Genomic DNA, 25,103 nt, shown 5'->3' on the forward strand with positions numbered 1-25,103 from the left:
GCCAAAAATTAGAATTGTTGTCCAAAAATGAAATGGGTTTGCCAACCACTGCGGTTTGTACTATTGGCCGGATTATCAAAACCATAGCCAAAATCAATACCTAACATACCGAATTGAGGCATAAAGAGTCTCAATCCTAAACCAGCAGAACGCTTGAGTTGGAAAGGATTAAAGTTTGAGAGACCATCGTGTACATTACCACCTTCGGCGAAAGCTAACCCATAGATAGAGGCCATTGGTTTTAGGGTGATAGGGTAACGCAACTCTAATGAGAATTTATTGAATACAGTTTCACCACTATCAGAGGAGAGAGCATAATTCTCATAACCGCGCATTTGTATGTTCTCACGACCATCCATAGAATAATAACCTAAGCCGTCGCCTCCCATAAAGAAGCGTTCAAAAGGTACTATACCGCGATTGTTGTTATAAGCACCGAGATAACCAAAATCGGCACCAAATTTCAATACAAACTTACTATACAAATTAGTGTACCAAGCTGAAGTGAATTTGAGTTTATAGAATTCCAACCAACGGAAACGTTGTTGGTCTATAGAGGCTATCTTATCACTATCGTTGTTAGCAATAGCTTGTGTACGTTCGTCTAACAATTTAGCATAATCCACTCCATTGAACAGAGAGTAAGGAGGAGTAACCTTTGCACTGATGTTGAAACTACTTCCCGTCATAGGGTAGATAGGGTTAGGGCCACTAGAGTTACGCGATAGAGCAATAGTGTAAGCAAATGAGTTAGACGAACCATCTTTGAAAGTAAAGAGTCCTAAATTAGGATAGTCTTTCAAGTCGTAGTGTTTATAGGTGAGAGTGTGAGCTATTTGGAAATAGTCGTCGGGGACTCTAAGTCGTTTTGCCAAACCGACGTTAAACTCGGTGATGTATACGCGGCGGCTTTTATCGACATCATAACTTCTGTAACTATAGCCAAATTGTTCAGTACGGCTAAAGGATACTGAGAACTGCACTGGCTGTTTACCTCCCATCCAAGGTTCGGTAAAAGAGAATCCATAAGTGCGATAGTATCTACTCACTTGTAAGCTGAGTGATAAGCTTTGACCATCACCCATAGGTACAGGTCGGTAAGCTTTTCTATTAAATATATTTTTGATAGAGAAGTTGTTGAATGACAGAGCTACTGTTCCGATGAAAGAGCCTCCCCCATAACCACCTTGTAATTGTACTTGACTTGAACCTGTTTCGGTGAGGTTATACTCAATATCTACTGTTCCTGCATTAGGATCGGCGTTTTTAAATTCGGGGTTGATATTTTGTGCATCGAAGAGTTGCAACTGTCCTAACTCACGTACGGTACGCACAACAGCATCCTTACTATATAAGTAACCAGGACGGGTACGCAATTCGCGATAAATCACATAGTCGTTAGTTTTTTCGTTACCTTTTACTGTTATTTTATTGAAATAAGCAGGTTTTCCTTCTACGATACGAATTTCAAAATTGATAGTATCGTTGACCACTGAGGTTTCTACGGGGTGTACTTGAGAGAAAAGATAACCACTATTTTGGTATAAGTTGGTAATATCTTCGGCATCGGGTTTGGTATTGTCCTGCACACGTTTTTTAAGTAAGACTCCATTATACACATCGCCTTTTTTGATTCCTAAAATTTGGTTAAGTACACGGTCGTTGTAAACGGAGTTTCCAAGAAAGCGGATATCACCAAAATAATAACGTTTTCCTTCTTCCACAGCAATATTTAAACTCACATTACCGTCTTTTTCTTTAATAAGAGAATCACTTACTACACGGGCATCTCGGTATCCTTTTTCTTTATAGAAATCGATAAGATTCACGAGGTCTTCATCGTAATTCTTTTTAACATATTTAGAGCGTTTCCAGAAACGACCAAACTGTATTTGTTTAGTTTTTTTGAGTTTTTTGCGCAACTTAGCAGAAGTGAATTGCTGGTTGCCTTCAAAAACGATTTTGTCTATTTTTATTTTGTTACCTTTATCGATATGTATAAGCATATCGACTCCGTTTGCATCGGTAGTATCTATTTTAGTATCAATAGTTACTTTAGTATTTAGGTAACCGTCTTTTCGGTATTTATTGGTGATATAGTTTCGGGTATTTGCAATCAAACTCTCATTTACTTTCACACCTTTTTTAATATCCGCATCTTTGAGGAGAGTTTCACCTTTTTTCTGACTAACACCAGATATTTTCACATCAACGAGAGAAGGAGTTTCTCTAATAGCTAATTCCAAAAATACGGTATCACCTTCTACCTTTTTAATATAGATATTGATATCGCTAAACAACTTATAGCTCCATAGTTTATGGATAATAGCGCTAAATTTTTCACTGGGAATTTCGATTACATCGCCCACTTTCAAGCCAGAAGTAGTGAGGATGGTTTGTTCGTTATAACGTTTAGCACCAGTAACTTCGATGCCACCTATGGTATATTTTTTTCCTTGTCCTAATGATATTCTTTCTTCTTCTTGTGCATTCACAAGGCTTACCAAAGCCAAAAAGGCGAGTAATATAATTTTTTTCAGCATAGTTTTACGTAAGTTGTTCGCTTGTTTTTCCAAATCGTCTTTCTCTATTTTGATAATTAAGGAGCGCTTCCTCTAAGTGTTTTTTAGTAAAGTCTGGCCATAGAACCTCAGCAAAATAGAGTTCGGCGTAGGCTATTTGCCATAACAAAAAGTTACTAATGCGGTATTCACCACTGGTACGGATGAGCAAATCTACATCGGGTAGATTATTAGTATACAAATGTTGTTGTATAGTTTGCTCAGTGATTTCATTGGAGGTTAGGGTACCATTTTTCACCTCAGTGGCAATCTGTTTAACAGCGGTGAGCAATTCCTCTCGTGCTCCATAGCTAAGGGCTAAGGTAAGGGTAACCCCCGTGTTGTTTTTTAGTTTATCAATAGTAGCGAGCAATGTTTCACGGGCTTTGGGTGGGAAGCGGTCTAAATTGCCTATTGTATTCAATTTCACATTGTTTTTCAGTAGGTTATCCATCTCTTTTTTTAAGAACTTCACTAATAGTTCCATTAAGGCTTTTACTTCTAAGGCGGGGCGGTTCCAATTTTCAGTAGAGAAAGCGTATAAGGTAAGATAAGGGATTTGATGTTCAACACAATATTCCACTACTTGCCTTACTGTTTGTACACCTTTTTCGTGACCGAAAGCTCTGAGCAAACCTTGTTTTTTTGCCCAGCGCCCATTGCCATCCATTATAATAGCCAAGTGTTTCGGGTATTTGGTTATTTCCATTTAAATTTCACTAATTTCTACAATAACAAGGCCATTCTCCAAAAGTATAGGTAAGAGTGAGTCCTGAAAGGGTATACCAATCATAACTTCTACCTATATTGCCAAAAACAAAGGGGCGGTTTTTAGGCGCTGTACCATCTAAGTTGTTGGTAAGGGTAAAGTGGAACATCACCTCACCTGCCAAGACCAATCGGTTTGTAATTTTAGCTTTTACGCCAAAAGCTACAGGTACGGCAAAATCAAAATCTCGTCGAGAGGTATCAATAGCGTCTGTAGGTTTAGGGTAAGCAGGATCAAAATACAAATCGTCGTGCCAAAATCCTGTAATTCCTCCAAAGATATAGGGGGTAATGGGGCGATCGAGCAGGTTTTTGATTTTGTAGCTAAAGAAATGCCATTCGACACCAGCGGTCATATCGGTAACATCGGTACGGAAGGCAAACTGACGATTGCGTTTTCCTGGGATATCTGATTGAGCATCATTACCACTGATAACTGTTTTAGTAATCTGCACACGAGCAGACATACGTTCGTGGAAGTTCCATTTGAACAATCCTCCGAAAGCAAATTCATTAGGGTAGACGTAGTGAGTGCGACCAATATCAGCAATAGGGTTACTTCCTCCTAAGAAGACCCCTAACTCATATCGCTGTGCTGAGGCGAGTTGCGCCACCAATACTATAAATACGATGTATAACTTTTTGTACATATATACTATTCTATGCAAGGCGCAAATATAGGTGTTTTATGCGACATAACACTCATCATTTGTTATTTTTTTGTTTTATTTAACATTTATAATTCTTTAAAAAACACAGTTATATAACTGATTATTAAATACATACAAACAAAAAACTACTCCTTTACAAAAAATCGCACTACAAGAGTTTGCTACCAAGATTGTGCCAAAATAACAAAATTGGGATATAAAAATAAAAAAAGGTGAGATGGTTACAATTCAATTTTGCCAAAGTTCGCATCATAATGGGTGATAGAACTTTGGCAAAATTTTGTGTTATTATTATTTTACGCGTGGATAGCACGATTTTCGGTAGCTGCTAAGGCGGCTTCTTTTACAGCTTCGGTGAAAGTGGGGTGTGCGTGGCAAATACGAGCTATATCTTCAGCACTAGCACGGAACTCCATAGCTGTAACGGCTTCGGCTATCATATCGGCAGCACGAGCTCCAATGATATGTACTCCTAATACTTCATCGGTTTGGGAATCTGCTAAGATTTTTACAAAGCCATCGGTATCCATACTAGCACGCGCACGCCCTAAGGCACGAAATGCAAACTGACCTACTTTATAAGCAACTCCATCGGCTTTGAGCTGTTCTTCAGATTTTCCTACTGAGGCAACTTCAGGCCACGTATAGACCACCCCTGGTATGAGATTATAGTCGATATGAGGTTTTTGTCCAGCGAGTTGTTCTACTACTAATACCCCTTCTTCTTCGGCTTTATGAGCGAGCATAGCGCCACGTACCACATCGCCTATAGCATAGATATTAGGCACATTAGTTTGCAAGCGGTCGTTTACCACTACCCTACCCCGTTCATCTTTTTGTACACCAGCAGCTTCGAGATTGAGTCCACGTGTATAAGGAAGACGTCCAACGGCTACCAAACAGTAATCACCTTCTAAGCTGATAGTTTCCCCTTTAGGAGAGTTTGCTTTTACAGTCACTATATTACCGTCGCGAGTTACTTCGGTTACTTTATGGCTTGTATAGAGATTAAATCCTTGTTTTTTTAGCACTTTAGTAAGCTCACGTCCTAAACCTCTATCCATTGTAGGGATAATACTATCGGTATATTCCACTACGGATACTTTAGCCCCGAGACGGCTGTACACTTGTCCTAATTCCAAGCCAATCACACCGCCCCCTATTACAATAAGATGTTTAGGTACTTCGTTGAGTTTAAGAGCTTCGGTAGAGGTAATCACACGTTCTTTATCGAGTTTGATAAAAGGTAAAGTTGCGGGTTTAGAGCCTGTAGCTATGATGGTATATTTAGCTTCGATAATTTCGGGAGTACCTTCTTTAGGAGTAATTTTAATTTGGGTAGGAGATTCAAAACTACCTACGCCTGTAAAAACATCTACTTTGTTTTTTTCCATTAAGAATTTTACTCCGGTACAGGTTTGTTCAACCACAGCCGCTTTGCGTTCAATCATTTTCTCTAAGTTGAACTTCACTTCACCTGTAATTTCGATGCCGTGATCCTCAAGATGTTGTGTTGCTTCCTCGTAATGATGAGAGGAGTCAAGTAAGGCTTTAGATGGAATACAGCCTACATTGAGACAAGTACCCCCCAAAGTGTTGTATTTTTCTACAAGGGCAGTTTTGAAGCCCAATTGTCCGGCGCGAATTGCAGCCACATAGCCTCCTGGACCAGAACCGATGATAACGATGTCGTACATTTTCATAATAGTTGATATTTATTTGTCAATTAGTTTTTTTTACAATTCTATTTGGTATTGCAATACAAAGGTACCTAAGCGGGTACTCACCTTTTTGTCAGTAGCACTAAAAACAGGACGGTTCTCATACGCTAAAGAAAGTTTGCTTTTTTGTCCTTTGAAATAAGTATTTACACCAACAGAATATATATTTATATTGTTATTAAGAGCTTTATAACTTGCAAAACGCCAACTTGCATTAGGCTGTAGACGGATGTCAGAATTTTCCCATTTAGGAAGCAGATAACCCAATTGCAAGAACAAGCTACTGCCTGTACCTACTGCAGGAGAGGCATTACCGGCACCATTGAGTGAAGTTCCTCCTTCAAAAATGCTATTTGCTCCTACAAATCTCACATAATCATTACCAAAATAGATATTATTAAAACCTACATAAGCTGTAATAGCATCATTTCGTTCGGAAATAGGGGTATCCATAAAGAAATCGACTCCTAAATTGAAATAATCGCGATAAGAAGTATCAGTAGTATTGGTAAAAGTTCTGGCTTTAGCTTGATATTCATACCCCAAACCGAGATTCATAATATGTTTATTACCTATATAAGTGCCATTTCCACCACTAGAAGGCAAAAGATTTCCCTCATTATCCCAAAATTCGTATTTTAAGTAAACCGATGTAAAGGGTTGAGGATGCCCTTTACTATAGTTGAATGAAGAAGGAGGTATAGTTGAGTTTTGCAAGGCAGCAAAATACTCGAATTTACCTAACTGACCTTTGGCATAAACACCTATTCTACGCCCCATATCATCGAAGTGATTGAGTGTATTGAGGTAATAAACTGAAGGGTCGAGGGTAAGCATAGATGCATTAGAAAATCCGTTAGAATAACGCCCTGCACCGAGGAAAGTAGTTTTGGCTATACCAATACTTAATTTTTCGCTAAAAGTATACTGAGCAAGAGCATCGAGGAGGCGCAAATTAGCAGTGCGAAGGGTGCTCTGGTTGAAGTTGTTATTTCCTAACAACACATAGAACAACCATTTCTTTTCTACTTGGGCATAGACTCCTAAACGGACACGGCGCACTGAAAAGTCAAACACATTGTTCACCACTTCACCATTCACAGCGGTACCAGGGTTGGTTTCGGTATAACGCGCCCAAAACTGAGCACGAGCGATACCTTGAATGAAAGTATTGCCCTCGTCGTCGAAATTATGACGTAACAACTGAGCTGAAGCAGGCATTACCATCCATAAAGTCACTAAAAACAAAAATACTATCTTTTTCATATTTATGTATTGGGTTAAAGTTTATCATACACCCCGCAAAGATATAACTTTTTTCTTATTTATCACATTCTATTTGCAATTATTTCTTATTTTTGCGCTCTAAACGGATTTTACCTCTCATTGAATGAATTACATAGAATACACTTTTACCATTGCCCCTATGGGGGTTGCTTCTGAAATATTAGTTGCCGAACTCGCCGAAGTAGGCTTTGAGAGCTTTGTAGATACCGAAGCCGGTTTGCAGGCTTATATACAAGAACCCTTTTGGAATGCTAATATACTCTCTGATATACAGATACTTCACAGCGAGGAGTTCCAAATTACCTACACACATCAAACTATTGAACAGGTGAATTGGAATGAGGAATGGGAAAAACACTTCGAGCCTATCACCGTAGACGATAAGTGTACTGTACGTGCTACCTTTCACCCCGAAGCACATACCCCTTATGAAATTGTTATCGACCCTAAGATGAGTTTCGGTACTGGTCATCACGAAACTACTTATATGATGTTGCAATTCCTTTTAAAGGAAGAACTCAAAGGCAAAAAGGTGCTCGATATGGGTTGTGGCACGAGCGTACTTGCTATTATGGCAGCCAAACGCGGTGCTACTGAGGTACTCGCCATTGATGTAGACGAATGGTGCGTAGAGAACTCCATTGAAAACGTAGAACGCAATGGTTGCGATCACATCAAAGTACAGCTGGGAGATGCTTCCTCACTGGCTAATGAAAAAAACTTCGACCTTATTATTGCGAATATCAACCGCAATATTCTCTTAAACGATATACCGCAGTATGTGCCAGCTCTCAAAGCAGGAGGCACTCTCTTGCTCAGTGGTTTTTACAAGGAAGATATACCTCTTATCCGCGAAAAAGCGGAAGCATACGCTCTGCAATACATCGAGAACTTAGAACGCAACAACTGGGTAGCAGTAAAATTTGAGAAATAATAGTTATGATTAGTAAAGAGGCTTTAGATAATTAAGAGCCTCCTCATTTAAAAACCTCTCCCCCGTTCCCCCTCCCCGAAGGGAAGGGGGACAATCCGTAAAAGTGAATATTTAGAATACTCTAATGTTGTATTGGAATAAATGAATAATGTTAAAAAACATAATGAAAAATAATACTTTTGCCGATAGAGTTATTAACTTCAACACACATTTGGCATACAACGATGCCCTGCCTAAGGGTTTTGATGTGTTGAATCCTTATATGGATAACCCTGAAACTATGGAGGTAATGCGTGCTTTTTATCACAAGTTCTACAACGATAATCGCAAGCGAAAATTCATTATAGGTATCAATCCCAGCCGGCACGGTGCAGGGGTCACAGGCGTTCCTTTTACTGATACCAAGCGATTAGAAAGCGAGTGTGGCATTACAATGAAGTCGGCACATACACACGAAGTATCATCTGTTTTTATGTATGATATGATAAAAGCATACGGTGGAGTCACTAAGTTCTACAATGATTTTTATATCAATTCTCCTTTTCCTTTGGCTATTGTGCGAAAAGCCTCTGACGGCAAATGGCTCAATGCTAATTATTACGATGAAGAGGCACTCTTCAAATCACTAAAGGACTATATGATAGAAACTTTAAAAAAGCATATCGCCTTGGGAGTAGATACTCAAAAGGTGTTCGTATTAGGCAAAAAGAACGCTACTTTCTTACAAAAATTGAATAAAGAAGCTACTTTATTTAATGAAATGGTAGTATTGGAGCACCCTCGCTTTATCCAACAGTATAAATCAAAAGAAAAACAGCTGTATATCGATAAGTTTTTGACGAGTTTTGGAATATAGACAATGAAGCAATACGATGTTTTGGTGATAGGTAGCGGACTCTCGGGGCTTTTTTCGGCTTTGCTCTTGGCTAAAGCAGGAAAGAACGTGTGTGTATTGGAGAAAAATGAGCAGTATGGGGGTAACCTGCAAACTTTTGTGCGCAATAATACGCTGTTTGATACAGGAGTGCATTACATAGGAAGTCTCGCAGAAGGTCAGGTACTATATGAGTATTTTAAAGATGTAGGTATTGCCTCTCATCTTTCCTTAGAACGCCTCGATATAAACGGATATGACCGCATTTGTTTTGGCGATACACCTAACGTGATGTATCCTCACGCTCAGGGGTATGAGAACTTTGTACAACAACTCCTCTCCTACTTCCCCAATGAAAAGAAAGCCTTAGAAGAGTATGCTCACACAATGCAATCTATTTGCGATAAGTTTCCACTCTACCGCCATAAACAAGCCGTAGCCGATTACGATGTGCATACACTTTCCTTAAACCTCTTAGATTTCCTCAACAGTATCACTACTAACGACCGACTCAAAGCAGTGCTCTTAGGCTCTAACTTTCTCTATGGAGGTGCTGACGAACAGACACCCTTATACGTACACGCACTTTCGGTTAATTCGTATATAGAAAGTGCGTGGCGACTCACACAAGGGGGTAGCCAAATCACCAACTTGCTCATTGAAAAATTGCACCAATACGGTGCTGACCTTTTCAACCAAAGGGAGGTCATAGGCTTTGAATACAGTGAAGGGAATACTATCAACACAGTACTCACCAAACAAGGAGAGCAGTTTGTTGCAAAACAAATCATCTCGGCTATAGATGTAAAGCAACTACTCAACATCACAGGCAAAACGCCTTTTAAGCCTTCTTTTTGCAAACGCGTGCAAGGCTTACAACCTACGGTTGCTGCCTTTTCATTGCATTTAGTACTCAAGCCAAATGCTTTTCGCTACTTGCCCTATAATGTGTATTGGTTTAAGGATAATAACAGTGTTTACCACGCTACTAATTACCCTACTAACGACTTCCCTATTTCATATATGCTCTCTATGAATCCTCCCAAGGACAGCAGGGAATATACTGATAATGTTACTATCCTCACCTATATGAACGTCAATGAATTGCAACGCTGGCAAGATAGTTTTACTACCAACACCGAGGGTAATCATAGAGGCAACCAGTACGAAGTTTTCAAAAGTCAGCGTGCTATGGATTTATTAGATGTAGTCGCTCAACAATTTCCTACACTCAAAAGTGCTATTGCTCATTACTACACCTCTACACCGCTTACTTACCGCGATTATATAGGCAACCCTACGGGAGCACTGTACGGCTACAAAAAAAACGCTAACCATATAATGGAAAGCGTTTTTATGCCACAAACTCACATCAAAAATTTGTATGTTACAGGGCAGAGTGTTGCAATGCACGGATTAGTAGGAGTTACTATCAGTGCGGTGCTCACCTACCAAATTTTGATGCGGTCTTCAGGTTTTTTATAGAGTTTATCACCTTCTTTTACATCAAAGGCTTTATACCAAGCATCTACATTCACAAGCGGACCGAATGAACGGAAATATCCTGGGCTGTGAGGGTCAGTTTTTACTTGGTTTGTAAGGTATTTATCAGTAGAAAGCGTACGCCATACAGTACCCCAAGAGATAAAGAAACGTTGATCTTGAGTGAAATTGCTTATTTTACCTATATTACCTTTGTCTTTTAAGTACATTTGCAAAGCATCAAAAGCGATGTTCACCCCACCGAGATCGGCTATGTTTTCACCACTGGTGAAAGTACCATTTACAAATACACCTTTTACAGGTTCGTATTGGTCGTATTGTTTAGCAAGGGCTTTGGTAGCGTTCTCAAAGTTCTTTTTATCTTCAGGAGTCCACCAATTTTTTAGATTACCATCGCCGTCAAATTCAGCACCACTATCGTCAAATCCGTGTGTCATTTCGTGACCTATTACAGCACCAATACCACCGAAGTTCACCGCAGGGTCGGCTTCGAAATTGAAGAAAGGAGGTTGTAAGATAGCCGCAGGGAAAACGATTTCATTATACAACGGATTGTAATACGCATTCACTGTTTGAGGCGACATACCCCATTTAGTTTTATCTACAGGCTTGCCTACTTTTTCCAAACTTTTTTGGTAAGCCCATTCACTCACGCGTTGCAAGTTAGCAAAATACACCGTTTTAGCAGCCGGTTCAATAGTCAGTTTAGAGTAGTCTTCCCACTTATCGGGGTAACCTACTTTCACTGTAAATTTATTGAGTTTAGCCAAAGCCTTTTCCTTAGTAGCATCTGACATCCAAGTTACATCTTTGATATGTTGTGCAAAGCTCTTTTTGAGATAATCTACCAAAGTAACCATTTCTTCTTTAGCTTTAGGTGGAAAATACTTTTCTACATACAATTTACCAAAGGCTTCACCCAAAATACCATTGATAACGCTTAGAGCGCGTTTGTTCATCGGACGTTGTTCTTGTTGTCCTTGTAACTCTTTGCTATAGAAGTTAAAAGAAAGCTCATCGAGTTCTTTGGTAAGGTTGCTCGCGTTATCAGCTACTAATTGATATTTGAGGTAATCTTTGATAAGAGGCAAGTTCTTTTCGTTGATAAACTTATCGTATTGTTTGTACAAACGAATTTCAGAAACAACTACTTTATCAGTGTTCACCCCTACGTTTTTAAGAAACTGAGGTAGATTGAGGTTCTTCACTAATTTGCTGAGCTCAGCCATTGTTTGAGGGTTATAGCTAAGGTTAGGATTGCGGTCTTCCTCATTGGTGAGCATTAGTTTGGCTATAGAACGTTCAAAATCTACCATTTGTTTAGCTTTCTCAGCAGCTTTATCGTCTTTAAGCACTTTAAAGATAGCCTTTACATAATCTTGATACTTTTGTAAAGCCTCAGTATTCTCCTTGTTGTCTTTTTGATAGTAATCGCGCCCCATACCGATGCTAAAGTTGCCGAGATACACAGTATTCATATTAGAATCCTTCATATCGGCATATACCCCCCAAGCACAGATAGGGTTTTCGCCCTCGCGAGTTACCTCTTCCAAATACTTTTGAAGGTCTGTGAGGTTTTTAATAGCCTCAATCTTATTCAAATAACCTTCAATAGGTTTGAGTCCTTCGGCATCGCGCTTTTTCCAATCGATAAACGATTCGTAGAGGTCTTTTATTTTCTGACCTTCAGTACCTTGAGCAAAGTTTTCCTTGAGGAGATTATCCAAGATAAGCAAGCAATTCTCATCGGTTTTCTCGCGCAAAATATGAAAAGAGCCCCACGTAGGTTTATCGGCTGGTATTTTGGCAGTTTTAGCCCACGTACCGTTCACATAGTTGTAAAAATCATCTTGCGGACGTACCGTAGTGTCCATTTCAGCAAGGGAAAGCCCCTTGTCAGCATTTTTGTCTGTCATTGCATTTTCTGATTTTTTGTTATTTCCGCCACAAGCAACAATGAGTGCTACCGACGAAAACAACAGTGCGGTTTTTACTGTTTTTCTCATCATCTTGTATAATGTTTTTGTTTAATGAAGCAAAGGTAAAAAATAATTAGCAATTAACAATAAAGAATATAAAAAAAAGCTTTGCTAAACCTTGTAAGAGTTTTAGCAAAGCTTTCTTTTTTCTTATCTTAGATAAGCCATTACTTAATACTGAAATTCAAACCTTTGTGTTCTCCCAATCCGTAATAATGTTTAAAGTTATAGATAAGTGGTTTCCACTCTAATGGATTGATTTTATTACCTTCCATTACCAAATGGTCTTCAGCGTGTACTTGCACAAATTCCAACTCTACAAGTACATAAGCATCGCGATCATTCACGTTTCTCACTTTAGCTTCTGCCTGAATAGGGCATTCGGCAATACGCGGAGGGCGTACTTTTTCTGAAGGTAATTGGGTAAATCCTCCAATACTAAACTTGTCGTCAGTATAAGTGTATTTACCCATTTTTTGAGGAGGCACAGGGTTTTGAGCGGTATAAGGGGCAATTGCCTCGACTTTTTCCCACATAGCTGCCGTAGGGAGGTTAAAAACTACCTCGGGCACTTCCATCACATTATAATAAGCCTTGTTTAGTTTTACAAGCGCTATCACAGCATTCGCACCTAAAGTAAAGGTGCTTGAAATAGGCGTTACATCGGCGTTTCCATCTTTATCAGTAGTAGTAAGAAGTACTACAGGAAACCCGTAATAAAACATAGTTGGTAAAAAAGACTTCATACTATTTTTTTATTTGATGGCACAAAAGTAAGAAAAAAATAACAATTGACAATGAAAAGAATAAAAAAAACTTTGCCAAAGTTTCAACTTTAGCAAAGTTCATCATTCGTAACTTGTAATTTGTAACTCGTCATTAAAAAAATGCTGCTTTTACTTTTTCTACGAAATCTAATTTTTCCCAAGTAAAGAGTTCTACTTCTATCGTTTTTGTTTTGTGATAAGGAGATGAGAATACTTTGGTTACAACCTCAGGAGTACGCCCCATATGTCCATAAGAAGCAGTCTCGCTGTAGATAGGATTGCGCAATTTTAGGCGTTGTTCTATATCATACGGACGCAAAGGGAAGATCTCTTGTATCTTCTTCGCTATTTCGCCATCTGTGAGGTTTACTTTGGCAGTACCATAAGTATTTACGTACACGCCCGTAGGTTCGGCTACCCCTATGGCATAACTCACTTGTACCAATATTTCATCGGCAACGCCTGCTGCTACTAAGTTTTTGGCGATGTGACGCATAGCATACGCCGCACTGCGGTCTACCTTGCTCGGATCCTTACCAGAGAATGCACCGCCGCCGTGCGCCCCTTTACCACCATAAGTATCCACGATGATTTTGCGACCAGTAAGCCCTGTATCGCCGTGAGGACCTCCAATCACAAAAATACCTGTAGGGTTGATGTGGTAAATAATTTTATCGTCAAAAAAAGGTGCGTATTGAGGATACTTTTTAATCACACGCGGAATGAGAATTTTCACGATATCCTCTTTAATTTTTTGAAGCATTTTCTTTTCGGTATCAAAGTCGTCGTGTTGGGTTGAAATCACAATAGTGTTCACACGCACCGGCTTGTTGTCATCGCTATACTCAAGAGTTACCTGACTTTTAGCATCGGGACGCAAATAGGTAATCTCCTTGTTTTCACGGCGTAATACTGCCAATTCTCTCAGTAAAGCGTGTGAAAGGTCTAAAGCGAGTGGCATATAATTTTCGGTTTCGTTTACCGCATAGCCAAACATCATACCTTGGTCGCCAGCTCCTTGCTCTTCAGGTTTTCCGCGATCTACTCCTTGATTAATATCGGGTGATTGTTCGTGAATAGCCGAAAGTACCCCACACGATTTGGCTTCAAACATATAGTCGCTTTTGGTATAGCCAATTTTCTCAATCACGTTGCGCGCGATTTGTTGTACATCGATGTAAGTATTAGATTTTACTTCACCAGCCAATATAACCTGACCGGTAGTTACTAATGTCTCGCAAGCCACTTTAGAGTGGGGGTCGAAAGCGAGGAAGTTGTCGATAAGTGCATCGCTAATTTGGTCAGCGATTTTGTCTGGATGTCCTTCTGAAACGGACTCAGAGGTAAATAAATATCCCATTGATAATTATGATTTAGCAGGGGACGCCATTGTAAAGAAGAACTGTTTTAGCATTTTTTGGGAATACCCCAAGAGGTTGCAATCAGTACAAATTTGTCCTCTTTGTTATTAATTGGCGGCAAAATTACAAAATAATTGACAATAGGCAAATAACAACGAACAATTTTTAGTTGCCAAAGCTAAGACTTCTCTGAAATCCTATCTTCTTCTAAATTTGTTAATTCACTAATTATTTACTACCTTTGCGCCCTCAATTACTGATAGTTGTGGCATATTACCTCGTAATAACAACTATCAACTAAATAGCTAACGACTAATTTATACAATGAAAAACATACGTAACTTCTGCATTATTGCACATATCGACCACGGCAAGAGTACCCTTGCTGACCGCCTACTCGACTTTACCCAAACCGTAACCGAACGCGAAAAACAAGACCAATTGCTCGACAATATGGACTTGGAGCGCGAGCGCGGCATCACTATCAAAAGCCACGCTATACAGATGGAGTACCTGTATAAAGGCGAAACTTATATCCTTAACCTTATCGATACCCCCGGTCACGTGGATTTCTCTTACGAAGTATCGCGCTCTATAGCAGCTTGCGAGGGGGCGCTGCTGATAGTAGATGCAGCCCAAAGCATTCAGGCTCAGACGATTTCTAACCTCTATTTGGCTCTTGAAAACGACCTCGAAATCATACCCATACTCAACAAAATAGACCTACCCAGCGCTAACCCTGAGGAGGTGAAAGACGATATAGTAGACCTACTGGGCTGCTCGCCTGAGGATATTATCCCTGCCAGTGGTAAGACCGGCTTGGGCGTAGAGGCTATTTTAGAGGCGATTATCGAGCGTATCCCTGCCCCTAAAGGCGACCCTAAAGCACCGCTGCAAGCGCTTATCTTCGACTCGGTGTACAACTCTTTCCGCGGGGTAGAGACTTACTTCCGCGTGATGAATGGCGAGATACGCAAAGGGCAGAAAATCAAATTTATGTCCAACGGCAAGACCTACGATGCTGATGAGGTAGGTACCCTCAAACTCAACCAAGTGCCTAAGCAAGTGATTAGCGCGGGCGATGTGGGCTACCTTATCACCGGTATTAAAGATGCGCGCGAGGTGAAAGTGGGCGATACTATTACCTCGGCAGTAGACGGCTGTACAGAAGCTATTGACGGTTTTGAGAACGTAAAACCGATGGTATTTGCGGGTATCTATCCGGTAGATACTGAAGATTATGAAGAGCTGCGCGCCTCGATGGAGAAACTACAGCTAAACGACGCTTCACTGGTATTTACCCCAGAGAGTTCGGCGGCTTTGGGCTTTGGTTTCCGTTGCGGTTTCTTGGGTATGCTACACTTAGAGATTGTGCAAGAGCGCTTAGAGCGCGAGTTTGGTATGACGGTGATTACCACCGTGCCTAACGTTAGTTACCACGCCTTTACCAAGAAAGAACCTGAAAAAGCGATTATCGTTAATAACCCATCAGACCTGCCAGACCCTTCGAAATTAGACCGTGTGGAAGAGCCTTATATCAAGGCGAGCATCATCACCAAATCGGACTTCGTAGGGCAAGTAATGTCGCTCTGTATAGAAAAGCGCGGCATTATCACCAACCAGCACTACCTAACCCCTGAGCGTGTAGAGCTTAACTTTGATATGCCTTTGGCCGAGATAGTGTTTGACTTCTACGACCGCCTCAAAACGGTGAGCAAGGGCTATGCTTCGTTTGACTACTCCCCTATCGGAATGCGCGCTTCTAACCTTGTGAAGGTGGATATTCTTATCAACTCGCAGTCCGTCGATGCGCTTTCGGCTCTTATACACGCCGATAATGCTTACAACATAGGTAAGAAGATGTGCGAGAAGTTGCGCGAACTCATACCGCGCCAGCAGTTCGACATACCTATACAGGCGGCTATTGGGGCTAAAATCATCTCGCGCGAGACCATTAAAGCGCTCCGCAAAGACGTTACCGCCAAGTGTTACGGAGGGGATATCTCGCGTAAGCGTAAGCTCTTAGAGAAACAGAAAGCCGGTAAGAAACGTATGCGCCAAGTGGGGAACGTAGAGATACCACAAAGTGCGTTTATGGCGGTGCTAAAGCTAAATGATTAGAGCGAGCCGCACGGCGGGCGGTTTATAGGGATTGTTGTTTGCTAAAGTTTTAGAATTGGGGAAGTTGAATATAATAATCTTATTTTTTAAGACAAAATGTAAAAATAGGGAAAGTATGAAATATGAATTAAATGAAAAAATAAAAGCTTTTTCTCTACTAAAAAAATATGCTGATAGACTTACAGAAGTTACTTATGATGAAATTGTTAATTTATTGCGTAATGGAATTAAACAAATTCCTTTTACAATAACCAAACTACATAAAGGACATTTTATAGATAGAGCAAGAAAAAATGAGAATAATAAATTGTACAAACATATTGATGAACTCAGCTATATAAAAGATACTTATGTTATACAAAATAAACTCACCAAATATGGAAGAGTTAACTTACCTCATCAAGTTATGTTTTATGGAGCCTTGGAAACCCCTTATATTGATAAACCAAGGGCAACAGCTATAGCTGAAACTTCAGATCTTTTTAGAAATGTTCAACAAAATCAGTTTGGAGAAGAGTACTACACAGTAAGTAGATGGAGAATAAAAGAAGAGTTAGAAGGTGTAGAAATTGTATTTTCTGATGATGCTTTAAAGAACAGTAAATACATAAGAAAATCTTATGAAAAACAAAAGCAGTATCTTGAAGGACAAGAATTAACAAAACAAGAAAAAGACTTCTATCTTGAATTTTTAAGATTCATAAGTAATCAATTTTCTAAGAGGGTGAATAATTATGAAGAGTATAAGATTAGTGTAGCTTATGCAAATATAGCATTATCAAAACGTTATAATAACTTCATTGTTTACCCAAGTGTACAAACTGAATATTGGGGTGAGAATATAGCCTTAAAGCCAGAAATTGTTGATAAATATTTAGAACCAGTTATTTGTTCTACACATATTCTATACAAAGATACTAATGGTGCACTTATAGACAATGATAGATATAGAGCTCAAAACATTGATTTCTCAAAAGATTTAGAATGGATAAGAGATGACTCTATTCCTCAAAGAATAAAAAATAGCTATATCATTGACTTTAAAAATTAATATTATGGATAATGATAAAATAAAAAACACTTATCAAAAAGCAAAAATTCATTTTGGATATATTATAGCTATTTTAGTTGCCATAATTATTTTTCTAATAGCTAACAACTTTGGAAATAATACAGAATTGGTAGGGTATGTATCATTTGCAGCAACAATAGCTTCTATATTTTTAGCTGTAATATCAATAATATATGCTTTCTATTCTAATAGTCAATTATCCCAAACTTTAGGGAAATTAGATAATTCTTCTCAGAGTTTAGAGAAGACAGCCCATAGTTTAGATAGCTCTTCTCAAAAAGTAGGTGATATTTCAGAGCAATTATCTTCTGAGATACAAAAACTAACAGAAACTATCAATTCTATACCAAAAAGTATAGAAAGTATGGGAGAAAAAGTTGATAAAATAACTTTATTATTTCAAGAAACGCCAAATCCTACAAAAAACTATGGTAAGGAAAATGTATCTGAAAAAATAAAACTTATGAACAATCTAGTTTATGGGGGATTACTTGCTTTATATATTGCGTTTTTATCACAAAAGCAAAAAAAAGAATGGAAAAAGAAAATAGGGATCAGTTATATAGATGATAAGTATTGGTATTTTTATGGTTGTATAAGTATTTTTGGATCTTTAGGTTATTTAAAAGTTAATAAAGAAAATCTAAATAATAGTTTTAATATAACAAGTTTAGATGAAGAGATATGTAATGAAATAGAAGATAGAATTAAAAGTACGGATAACTCTGATGCAAAAAAGTTAATAAATGATATTAAAGATTATTTTAATAAATAAAACATATCAAATTTTAATGCCTATTAGGGTATAATAAAGAAAAAATAAACCAATAATTATCAAAAAGCTGTGAATTTATTTAAAAATTTATTTAGCAAAGGCAAGGAAGCAAATAAAAGTAATGATGCTATAGTGAACTCTATCCGAAAAAGTAAAGAATTTAGAGAAGGAAAAAGATGTTTTCATTATGCTAATTTTGGTTTTTTCTATATCTGTGATGAAAAAGAGTCTGCCTATTATAAGGATATGAACTGTTTTGCCTTAGACAATGTTAATGCTGATTGGGAAGAAAGGGGATGTATTTACTATACCAAAGATACTGGTGAGGTGTTTTATAAATCATTTATGAAAGCTGATTATAGGCTTGTAAAAATTGCTAATTCTTTAAATGAGTTATTTGGAGAAATTAATATCAATGAAATATTGGTAACAAGGGATGATGACGACTATTACTTGTGGGTAGAAGAAAATTTTCATTCGTATAATATTATTGAATACGTACCCAAATGTGTAGTTCCTAATATTGATTTACGGACTTATTTAAATGAAAAACATTCGTATTTTCTTTCACATTATGAAGATTTTTCTAACAAAACATTTATTGAATACTTAATAAGAAAAGAAAAGCATATAGCTGATTTAGTACCTTCAAATTTTTATTTTCGTCACGCTAAAGAAGAGAAAGTGATAGATTTAATTGCTGAAATCAATTCAAAATCTAAAAAATCACATTTTGAAATAATAGAATTTCTTCCCTCTTGTTTTTTAGGAATCATAGATATGAATGATCTTTCTAAAGAAGATGCAAATGAGTTAATAAGACTGGGGTTGATATTTCCGCCTAAATAGAAAATTCATAAAACTATATAAAGATTGTAAATCCTATGCTCATCCTCATCGGAAATAACCTCTTTATCGAAGAGCTCCCAGTAGATTACAATGGGAAGTTATTAGATCTCAACCCTTATATTGCACCGCTAAATATATTTTTTGATAAGTTAGAGGTAGAATGTGTTAGGGAGTGCTGCGGTATTCAGGCGTTTTCGTTTATGCCTGAGGATATCCACAAGGCGCTTGTAGGACTATCTGCTGAAACTATTGTAACACAACTCAAATCAATGCAAACTGCCATTGAGGAACAATGGTGGTACAACGCCGTAGGCAGCACTATTCTAAACAATAATTTCGATAGAAAAGTATTTTTGCGACTATTAGCGCATATTATAAAAACCATTGAATCACAGTAAAAACACATTTATTTTGTAGAGTGTGTTTTTTTTTTACATTTGCACCATTATTCACCAACAACTATTGTACAATGAAAAGATTGAGTTTCTTATTGTGCCTACTATGCACACTCACAACCCTTTCTGCACAAACACAGTACACCGTAAAAGGTTTTGTGCATAACGCTTCACTCGAAGGCATTGCCAATGTAGCTATCAAAGTATTAGATGCCGATACAAACTTTATTGTAAGTGAACCTATTACCGAAGCTAACGGACTCTTTAGCTTTACTTCTTCCCCTCGCAAATTGCGTATTTATATTGAAGGTACTAACGACTATCTGTCGTATACAGGCGAACCTTTTCAGCTGAACAAGTCTATTGAAATGCTTGCTATCGAACTAAAAACATCAGTTGCTTTAGAAGAAGTAGTCATTACAGCTCCCCAAAAGAAAGCTGCTGTATATATGGAACAGGGCAAGATTGTGTTTTCACCTAAAAACAGCCTAACACACGCCTCTGGAACAGCTCTCGATGCACTAAAAAGCACTCCCAATGTAGTGGTAGATAGCAAAAATCACCTGAGCATTGGCGGAAAAAGCAATGTGTTGGTGCTCATCAATGGTAAACCTACCTATATGCAACCCGATGATTTGGCGAGTTATCTGAAATCTATCCCAATGGCGCAAATCAAAAAAACGGAATTATTGCTCAACCCTCCTGCCGAGTACGAGGCTCAAGGGGGAGCAGGTGCGGTGAACATTGTATTAGATAAAAAAACGGTGGAAGGTACGTTCTTCTCATTGAACAATGGACTGTCGTATTGGTGGAATCTACGCCAAAATACGGAACTCCAACTGCAACACAGCGTAAAAAAAGGCATATTGCGTTTGGGCTACAATCATCAGTTAGGACATTACGCAATGGATTACGGCAGCGAGCGCCTACAAAATGGCTTGCGTTATGAAAGTCCCACCGATGATACCGAAAAACGCAAAACTATTGCAGGACATATTGGCTATGACTATTTGCCTGATGAACAACATACTTTAGGCGTGCAACTCTCTGCCAACACCTTATTTGGCAAAGGAACGACCAGCACAACCACTCGCTTTTTCAATGCTGCTAATGTATTGGAAAAAACATTATCGGGCTACAACGATTACTTTATGCAAAAAGCGAACCGCTACAGTGCCAATGCTTATTATACTTTTGCTCCTTCCGATAACGAACGTTACCAGTTAGATATAGATTACGCTTTTTTCGATGGTGGTTCAGGGAATTGGCAACCTAATACTTACCGTTCGCCTGCGGGCAATGTGCTTTCTCACGAGTTATATCTTTCCGAAAACGACCGCAAAATACATATCTTTGCTACTTCTTTTCGTTCAGAATTACCGCTATGGGGAGGCAGCCTTACAACAGGAGCTAAGTACTCACAAGTGTTTTCGGACAATAGCTTTCAGTTTTACAGACACTTGGCTACCCATAACATTATAGATGTAAACCGCTCTAATGCATTCGACTTCAAAGAGCGTATCTTTGCCGTTTATGCTCAATATCACTACCCTCTTACCGACCGTTTGTCTGCTGAGGTAGGTATACGTAACGAAACTACTTTTTCTAACGGACTTTTATTGCCTATTGAAGGTAGTGGAAATAGCCAACGAGAGCATAAAAAACACTATACTAACTTCTTCCCTACCCTGAGTTTGCAATACCAATACAATGATGACCTACAGCTATTTGCAGGCTATAGCACTCGCATCAACCGACCTGAATACCAAAATCTCAACCCGTTTGAATACCTTTTAGACGAATTGTCGTATTGGAAAGGAAATCCGTTTTTAGCTCCTGAAAAAATACAAAAAGCTACCCTTTCAGCTTCGTATAAAAAAACTTCTTTCACAATGACTTACAGCTACTCTACCGACTTTTTTAGCAGTATCAGTGAGCCTTTTCAAAGCAACAAAATCATTTCAATTCCTAAAAATATAGGCAGTCAGCACCATCTGCTCTTTTCACTCTATCAAGAATTGAATTGGGGCAACGGCTGCCAAACGACCCTTACCCCTAATCTCAGTTATATAGAGAACAAAGGCACTGTATTGGAAGGTAGCGAGTTACACCTCAATCGTTGGCAGTACAGCCTAACAATGCAAAATTACTTTCGTTTGCCTTGGCAACTCAAAGGTGAACTCACAGCGGTTTACAATTCGCGCAGATTAGCAGGCATCAACGAGATAGCCAAATCTTCGGGAGGTATAGACCTTGGGTTACAGCGCATTTTCTTAAACAATCGCCTTACAGCCACCCTTAGTTTTACCGATATTTTCCACACCCAGCGCTGGGATAGCGAGAGTCATTTGCCTAACTTAGACCTTTATGCTTATGGCAATAGCGAAAGCCGGCAAGTCAAACTAAACCTCACTTATCAATTTGGAAAAGCCAAAAAAGTCCATACAAACGAACTTGAAGAAGTAGAGCGATTATAATTTTTTGGTGTTTTATTTCGGTATAATGGTAAAAAGATATATCTTTGCGGTTGAAATCATCCCTTGAAAAATAAATTATCAGTATATTTCAAGCAAATAAGATAAACCGATGAAAAGAACACTTTTTACCATCATTGCCCTATTGCTCACGGGCTACATTTTTGCACAGACCGATACTTCGGGTAGAAGTCTTTACCGTGCAACTCCTGAAAAGAAAACTGCCTTGAAGCACACCAAGTTAAAGGTAAGTTTCAACTTCAACAACCAAACCCTCAGCGGAGAAGAATGGCTCACCGCTGCCCCTTATTTTTATGCTACCGATAGCCTTATACTCGATGCCAAGGCTATGCTCATTCACAAGGTAGCCTTAGACCAGAATGGCAAACAACGTGGGCTTTCTTACAGCTATAAAAACAATTTGCTAAAAATAAAACTCAACAAAACCTACCAGAAAGACGAAGTCTATACCATCTATATTCGCTACACTGCTCAGCCTGAGAAAATAACTGAAAAAGGAGGAGAAGCAATTACCGATGCCAAAGGGCTCTACTTTATCAACCCTAAAGGAGAAGCCGATAAGCCTATGCGCCAAGTGTGGACACAAGGTGAAACCGAAGGCTCTTCTTGTTGGTTCCCCACTATCGACAAACCTAACCAAAAAACAACCCAAGAAATTGAAATCACTGTACCCGAGAGCTTTGTTACTCTTTCTAATGGTCTGCTAAAAAGCAGTGACAAGAAAGGCAATATGCGCACCGACTATTGGGTGATGGATAAACCTCATGCTCCTTATCTCTTCTTTATGGGAGCAGGAGAATTTGCCGTGGTAAAAGATACCCCTTGGCGTGGTACAGTGCCTATTGAATATTATGTAGAAAAGGAATACGAACCCGTTGCTAAACAGATATTTGGCAATACAAGCGAGATGATTACTTTCTTCTCCGAACGTTTTGGCTACGATTTCCCTTGGTCTAAATATGCCCAAATGGTAGTACGCGAATTTGTGAGTGGTGCAATGGAAAACACTACAGCTGTAAGCCACGCCGAGAGCGCTTATCAAACTGCAGGTGCTTTAGCCGACCAAAATTATTGGGAGCCTATCATCGCTCACGAGTTGGCACACCACTGGTTTGGCGATTTGGTAACTACCGAAAGCTGGTCAAACCTCACTGTAAACGAGTCGTTTGCTAACTACAGCGAGTACTTGTGGTTGATGCACAAATACGGCAAAGATGCTGCCGAATACCACTTGAGCAACAACACCCTCCAATACCAACACCGCCCTAACGATTTTGTAAAAGATTTAGTGCGTTTTGGTTACGACTCCCGCGAAGATATGTTTGATTTAGTTTCCTACAACAAAGGGGGAGCTATCTTGCATATGTTGCGCAATTATTTGGGCGATGCAGCTTTCTTTGCAGGACTTACCGATTATCTCAAAACCAATGAATACGGTACTGGCGAAGCTCACCAATTGCGCCTTTCATTAGAAAAAGTGAGTGGTAAAGACCTCAACTGGTTCTTCAACCAATGGTATTTCGGCAATGGTAACCCTACTGTAAATATAGAAAAGGACTTCAAAAGAGGTAAACTCACCCTAAAAGTGATACAAACACAAAGTGAAGACCTCTTGTTCCAATTCCCATTGGATATAGATTTGTACATCAACAATCGCGTGATGAGACACACCGTTTGGATAGATGCTCGCAAAGAAAACGTTTTCACCTTCCCAATGAGAAAAATGCCTACCCTCATAGATATCAACCCTGAAGGAGTGATATTGATGAATGAACAATACCAAAAATCGTGGGCTGAATATTTGTTCCAAATACAACGTGCTAAATCACTTAAAAGCAGATTACAAGCGGTAAGTGCTCCTACCGAATCTGAAGGTAAAGATATTCTAATTGCAGCTCTCAAAGATCCTTTCTTCCAAATACGCGTACAAGCCTTGCAAAAACTCGCTAACTACGATCTCAACGCCAAAGAAATGGCTATGGTAGAAAAAATTGCCTCTTCCGATCCTCAAAACTTAGCTAAATCGGCAGCAATGTGGGTATTAGCAACCTCTAAGGACAAAAATAAATATACTCCTATATTCGAGAAAAACTTTGAATCTCCTTCAGGGGCTATTAGAAATGCAGCTATCAATGGGATAGCTCGTACTGATCCCGCACGTGCTAAGAGTATTCTTGAAAAAGGAAACATCAAAGATTTCGATACCGATCAATTAGCGGGATTATCAGGCGTTATTGTCGATAACCAAATGGAGCAATATCTCCCCGCAATACTTCCTTATTTTGTATACTATCCTTTCTTTGAAAAAGACACTCCCGACACAGCTGCCAACTTTAAAAAAGGCTATGAATGGGCAATGCATTTAGATAATACCTCACACGTAGAATTATTAACTAAATCACTCAAAGAAATCGCTAAAGATATGGAAAATCCTGCAGCTAAAGAAATGCTAAAAAGCGTATTAGATGAAGGTATTACTATCAAACGCGGCTTAAACCAAACTGAATCTGTAAAAAAACAAATTAAAATGTTAGAAGAGATTAAAGGTATGTTCAAATAATGATTAAATAATTGTTACATACTTTTGCCAAAGTCGACTCATTTAAAGATGCTATTATATCAAAATTAGATATAAAACTTCTTTTGTTAGTAGAAATAAATGAGGTAGAAATTTGGTCGTAGAATCCTTTTATTTACCAGTTCTAATTGAGTAATCCATATATTTTTTGATTTTTAGCACAATATCATATAAAATATTTGGATTACTCATTTTTTATAAGTTTAAATTACTTCCCTATATTTTAGTACTTTTTTCAAAGGTCATTCTTCGTTATTGGTCATTCACCTTTGTCATTAATTTTGCGTTTTCTTCAGTAAAAAACATCTAAAACTAACAATCTTTCAAAAAATATCCTTACAGTGGGTTCTATTTTGATATTCTCTTAAAAATCAAGAATGTTACAAAAAAAA

Annotated in this window: 18 protein-coding genes; 10 read left to right on the top strand and 8 right to left on the bottom strand. The window is 38.6% G+C overall.

The window, feature by feature from the left end; all coding sequences use genetic code 11:
- Positions 1 to 8: 8 nt before the first annotated feature.
- The 5 genes from I7X29_RS13500 to I7X29_RS13520 form a co-directional block, all read right to left on the bottom strand.
- A complete protein-coding gene (locus I7X29_RS13500; RefSeq protein WP_198475387.1) occupies positions 9 to 2,543 on the bottom strand; it encodes a BamA/OMP85 family outer membrane protein in 2,535 nt (844 codons plus the stop codon).
- A 4-nt stretch (positions 2,544 to 2,547) separates the two neighbouring features.
- On the bottom strand, positions 2,548 to 3,270 hold the full coding sequence (locus I7X29_RS13505) for an isoprenyl transferase (protein ID WP_034555371.1): 723 nt from the start codon (positions 3,268 to 3,270) through the stop codon (positions 2,548 to 2,550).
- Positions 3,271 to 3,280: 10 nt separating this feature from the next.
- Positions 3,281 to 3,979, bottom strand: a complete 699-nt coding sequence (gene porG / locus I7X29_RS13510; RefSeq protein WP_009412817.1) for a type IX secretion system protein PorG — start codon at positions 3,977 to 3,979, stop codon at positions 3,281 to 3,283.
- A 317-nt stretch (positions 3,980 to 4,296) separates the two neighbouring features.
- The gene (gene lpdA, locus I7X29_RS13515) at positions 4,297 to 5,703 is read right to left on the bottom strand and encodes a dihydrolipoyl dehydrogenase (RefSeq protein WP_198475389.1); all 1,407 of its coding nucleotides are present in this window, start codon (positions 5,701 to 5,703) and stop codon (positions 4,297 to 4,299) included.
- A gap of 33 nt (positions 5,704 to 5,736) precedes the next feature.
- Positions 5,737 to 6,987, bottom strand: coding sequence for a hypothetical protein (locus I7X29_RS13520; protein ID WP_198475391.1), 1,251 nt, complete (start codon positions 6,985 to 6,987; stop codon positions 5,737 to 5,739).
- Positions 6,988 to 7,111: 124 nt separating this feature from the next.
- Between I7X29_RS13520 and prmA the strand changes: the two genes are divergently transcribed.
- From prmA to I7X29_RS13535, 3 genes are all read left to right on the top strand, one after another.
- Positions 7,112 to 7,942 carry a 50S ribosomal protein L11 methyltransferase gene (gene prmA, locus I7X29_RS13525; protein ID WP_088593946.1) on the top strand — a complete coding sequence of 277 codons (831 nt, stop codon included), beginning with the start codon at positions 7,112 to 7,114 and terminating at the stop codon, positions 7,940 to 7,942.
- A 163-nt stretch (positions 7,943 to 8,105) separates the two neighbouring features.
- On the top strand, positions 8,106 to 8,798 hold the full coding sequence (locus I7X29_RS13530) for an SMUG2 DNA glycosylase family protein (RefSeq protein WP_198475393.1): 693 nt from the start codon (positions 8,106 to 8,108) through the stop codon (positions 8,796 to 8,798).
- A 3-nt stretch (positions 8,799 to 8,801) separates the two neighbouring features.
- Positions 8,802 to 10,301: a phytoene desaturase family protein gene (locus I7X29_RS13535; protein ID WP_198475396.1), complete on the top strand. Its 1,500-nt coding sequence runs from the start codon at positions 8,802 to 8,804 to the stop codon at positions 10,299 to 10,301.
- Here the strand turns inward: I7X29_RS13535 and I7X29_RS13540 are convergent.
- The 3 genes from I7X29_RS13540 to metK form a co-directional block, all read right to left on the bottom strand.
- On the bottom strand, positions 10,265 to 12,328 hold the full coding sequence (locus I7X29_RS13540; RefSeq protein WP_198475398.1) for a M13 family metallopeptidase: 2,064 nt from the start codon (positions 12,326 to 12,328) through the stop codon (positions 10,265 to 10,267). The two genes, I7X29_RS13535 and I7X29_RS13540, sit on opposite strands and share 37 nt — an antisense overlap.
- Before the next feature lie 137 nt (positions 12,329 to 12,465).
- On the bottom strand, positions 12,466 to 13,044 hold the full coding sequence (locus I7X29_RS13545; protein ID WP_198475399.1) for a flavin reductase family protein: 579 nt from the start codon (positions 13,042 to 13,044) through the stop codon (positions 12,466 to 12,468).
- A 133-nt stretch (positions 13,045 to 13,177) separates the two neighbouring features.
- Positions 13,178 to 14,425: a methionine adenosyltransferase gene (metK, locus tag I7X29_RS13550; protein ID WP_198475401.1), complete on the bottom strand. Its 1,248-nt coding sequence runs from the start codon at positions 14,423 to 14,425 to the stop codon at positions 13,178 to 13,180.
- Between the two features lie 325 nt (positions 14,426 to 14,750).
- On the opposite strand from metK, the gene lepA reads away from it, so the two are divergent.
- The 7 genes from lepA to I7X29_RS13585 all read left to right on the top strand — a co-directional run bounded on the left by lepA (position 14,751) and on the right by I7X29_RS13585 (position 24,693).
- Positions 14,751 to 16,547 carry a translation elongation factor 4 gene (lepA, locus tag I7X29_RS13555; protein ID WP_198475403.1) on the top strand — a complete coding sequence of 599 codons (1,797 nt, stop codon included), beginning with the start codon at positions 14,751 to 14,753 and terminating at the stop codon, positions 16,545 to 16,547.
- A 115-nt stretch (positions 16,548 to 16,662) separates the two neighbouring features.
- Positions 16,663 to 17,598: a hypothetical protein gene (locus I7X29_RS13560; RefSeq protein ID WP_198475405.1), complete on the top strand. Its 936-nt coding sequence runs from the start codon at positions 16,663 to 16,665 to the stop codon at positions 17,596 to 17,598.
- A gap of 4 nt (positions 17,599 to 17,602) precedes the next feature.
- Positions 17,603 to 18,394 (top strand): hypothetical protein, encoded by a 792-nt coding sequence (locus tag I7X29_RS13565; protein WP_198475407.1) that lies wholly within the window; start codon positions 17,603 to 17,605, stop codon positions 18,392 to 18,394.
- A gap of 69 nt (positions 18,395 to 18,463) precedes the next feature.
- The gene (locus tag I7X29_RS13570) at positions 18,464 to 19,243 is read left to right on the top strand and encodes a hypothetical protein (protein ID WP_198475409.1); all 780 of its coding nucleotides are present in this window, start codon (positions 18,464 to 18,466) and stop codon (positions 19,241 to 19,243) included.
- A gap of 35 nt (positions 19,244 to 19,278) precedes the next feature.
- Entirely contained in the window at positions 19,279 to 19,641 is a 363-nt protein-coding gene (locus I7X29_RS13575) for a DUF6331 family protein (protein ID WP_198475411.1), read from the top strand.
- 71 nt (positions 19,642 to 19,712) lie between these two features.
- On the top strand, positions 19,713 to 22,115 hold the full coding sequence (locus tag I7X29_RS13580) for a TonB-dependent receptor (protein ID WP_198475412.1): 2,403 nt from the start codon (positions 19,713 to 19,715) through the stop codon (positions 22,113 to 22,115).
- Positions 22,116 to 22,224: 109 nt separating this feature from the next.
- Positions 22,225 to 24,693 carry a M1 family aminopeptidase gene (locus I7X29_RS13585; protein ID WP_198475414.1) on the top strand — a complete coding sequence of 823 codons (2,469 nt, stop codon included), beginning with the start codon at positions 22,225 to 22,227 and terminating at the stop codon, positions 24,691 to 24,693.
- Positions 24,694 to 25,103: the final 410 nt, after the last annotated feature.

This window comes from Capnocytophaga periodontitidis (assembly GCF_016126015.1).
Lineage (GTDB): Bacteria > Bacteroidota > Bacteroidia > Flavobacteriales > Flavobacteriaceae > Capnocytophaga > Capnocytophaga periodontitidis.

Excerpts from the sequence above, each read along its gene's own strand:
- prmA (WP_088593946.1), top strand. The coding sequence starts at position 7,112 with ATGAATTACATAGAATACACTTTTACCATTGCCCCTATGGGGGTTGCT.
- I7X29_RS13535 (WP_198475396.1), top strand. The coding sequence starts at position 8,802 with ATGAAGCAATACGATGTTTTGGTGATAGGTAGCGGACTCTCGGGGCTT.
- I7X29_RS13505 (WP_034555371.1), bottom strand. The coding sequence starts at position 3,270 with ATGGAAATAACCAAATACCCGAAACACTTGGCTATTATAATGGATGGC.
- I7X29_RS13530 (WP_198475393.1), top strand. The coding sequence starts at position 8,106 with ATGAAAAATAATACTTTTGCCGATAGAGTTATTAACTTCAACACACAT.
- lepA (WP_198475403.1), top strand. The coding sequence starts at position 14,751 with ATGAAAAACATACGTAACTTCTGCATTATTGCACATATCGACCACGGC.
- I7X29_RS13540 (WP_198475398.1), bottom strand. The coding sequence starts at position 12,328 with ATGATGAGAAAAACAGTAAAAACCGCACTGTTGTTTTCGTCGGTAGCA.
- I7X29_RS13520 (WP_198475391.1), bottom strand. The coding sequence starts at position 6,987 with ATGAAAAAGATAGTATTTTTGTTTTTAGTGACTTTATGGATGGTAATG.
- I7X29_RS13580 (WP_198475412.1), top strand. The coding sequence starts at position 19,713 with ATGAAAAGATTGAGTTTCTTATTGTGCCTACTATGCACACTCACAACC.
- I7X29_RS13545 (WP_198475399.1), bottom strand. The coding sequence starts at position 13,044 with ATGAAGTCTTTTTTACCAACTATGTTTTATTACGGGTTTCCTGTAGTA.
- lpdA (WP_198475389.1), bottom strand. The coding sequence starts at position 5,703 with ATGAAAATGTACGACATCGTTATCATCGGTTCTGGTCCAGGAGGCTAT.
- porG (WP_009412817.1), bottom strand. The coding sequence starts at position 3,979 with ATGTACAAAAAGTTATACATCGTATTTATAGTATTGGTGGCGCAACTC.
- I7X29_RS13560 (WP_198475405.1), top strand. The coding sequence starts at position 16,663 with ATGAAATATGAATTAAATGAAAAAATAAAAGCTTTTTCTCTACTAAAA.
- I7X29_RS13500 (WP_198475387.1), bottom strand. The coding sequence starts at position 2,543 with ATGCTGAAAAAAATTATATTACTCGCCTTTTTGGCTTTGGTAAGCCTT.
- I7X29_RS13575 (WP_198475411.1), top strand. The coding sequence starts at position 19,279 with ATGCTCATCCTCATCGGAAATAACCTCTTTATCGAAGAGCTCCCAGTA.
- I7X29_RS13565 (WP_198475407.1), top strand. The coding sequence starts at position 17,603 with ATGGATAATGATAAAATAAAAAACACTTATCAAAAAGCAAAAATTCAT.
- metK (WP_198475401.1), bottom strand. The coding sequence starts at position 14,425 with ATGGGATATTTATTTACCTCTGAGTCCGTTTCAGAAGGACATCCAGAC.
- I7X29_RS13585 (WP_198475414.1), top strand. The coding sequence starts at position 22,225 with ATGAAAAGAACACTTTTTACCATCATTGCCCTATTGCTCACGGGCTAC.